Below are 1,415 nucleotides of genomic sequence, written 5' to 3'. Positions count from 1 at the left end.
GATGACGAGCGCTCGCGTTGTGACAATCAGATGGCCGGTTGCGAAGCCGAGCCGACGCCTGAGCGGCCTGCCGGCGGCGCATGTGACCGGCAGTTTGCGGCGAGCCCTGCCCGAGGGCCGACGTGCGCGCTTGGGCCGTCGCCGACGCTCGCCGTTCGGCCGCCGCGCGGCGGCAGCAGGCCGCCGTCGCTGTCAGGATGCTGTGCCGTCGAATATCTGCTTCCGGGCAGCGGCGAGCCGCTCTTGACGCCAACAGCGGGCCTTCGAAAGTTGTGCGACCCCGCACGGGAGCCCTACGTTAGCCGCGCTGGCCAACGTTTATTGAGTGGCTTCATTGGGGCCATCTGTTTTTCCGATGGCCCATCTGAAATCCATGCTTCTTGGCGGACTTTTCTGTGTGTACGATTTTTTCACCGACACAACGAAAGGTGAAGACATGCAAGCGGCGTCTCCTGAAATCAGCGTTTTCTGGCAGCCGGGCTGCTCAAGCTGCGTGAGAGTCAAGGAGTTCCTCACTCGACTCGAGATCCCATTCAAGTCTGTCAACGTCCTCTCGGACACGCAAGGCCGCGATGAACTTCGCCGTCTCGGCGCGCGCTCAATCCCGATCGTGTCCAAGGGAGACGAGTTTGTGTACGCTCAGTCGATCGAAGACGTCGCGCGTTTCGTCGACGGCATGGACGCAATCACGGATCGCCTGCCGCCCGAGATTCTCTACGCGAAGTGGACCAAAGTTTTGCGGTTGCGCGTTAGCCGCATGGCAAGTTCGCTGCTGGAGCCGCCAGCCTCCACCACCGCGTCGTCTTTCGCGTGCAAACCATGCCCTCTTGCACGATCGTCACGTTTCCTGTGTCCATCCGTTACGCTTCTTCTTGGAGTCGGTGCCGGTGCCATCGCCTGCCGGTCACTCAGATCTGTTCCTGGTCCGAATCGACCAGTACTTCCTCAATCTTCGCGTTCATTTTGCCTTGTGCACCACCATCTTCAGGCCGTCTCCCTAGCCTGCGGTCGGAGACCCTCCACGACTGGTGATCGAGAGGGACCAAGAGTTCGATGTCGATCGAAAGAGGACTGTTCATCCAGATGCGCGTAGTGCAGTCGCCCTATTTCGAGCGGGTCAAAGCGGCGCGGCAGATCGCAAACGCGGCGGTTATCGAATTGCTCAGCGCCGTCGAGAGTCTGCGACGACCGCACGGGACGCGCTTCCCCTCGTACCACGAAAGCCGTTGCGCTGGAGTCCGGGACGACGCGGCTCGGGCTCTAGTACAACATCCCCTAAATTACTTTAATAATTATCGGGCTGCAGATAAGGCTGTAGGAGCGTGACGACGACCTCGGCCATCTCGTCGAGTGAGCCTGTGCCCGGCAGCGGCTCCCATCGCCCGGTGTGGCTGCGAAAGGCGGCACTATAACGA

Annotated in this window: 1 protein-coding gene; it reads left to right on the top strand. The window is 60.9% G+C overall.

Annotated elements, in window-relative coordinates; all coding sequences use genetic code 11:
* Positions 1 to 355 precede the first annotated feature (355 nt).
* Positions 356 to 1,093 carry a glutaredoxin family protein gene (locus AWB74_RS48990; RefSeq protein WP_087039598.1) on the top strand — a complete coding sequence of 246 codons (738 nt, stop codon included), beginning with the start codon at positions 356 to 358 and terminating at the stop codon, positions 1,091 to 1,093.
* Positions 1,094 to 1,415: the final 322 nt, after the last annotated feature.

Origin of the sequence: Caballeronia arvi (assembly GCF_001544695.2) — a bacterium.
GTDB classification, from domain to species: Bacteria; Pseudomonadota; Gammaproteobacteria; order Burkholderiales; family Burkholderiaceae; genus Caballeronia; species Caballeronia arvi.
The sequence above is the reverse complement of the archived record's forward strand: the minus strand, read 5'-3'. Positions and strand labels throughout refer to the sequence as shown.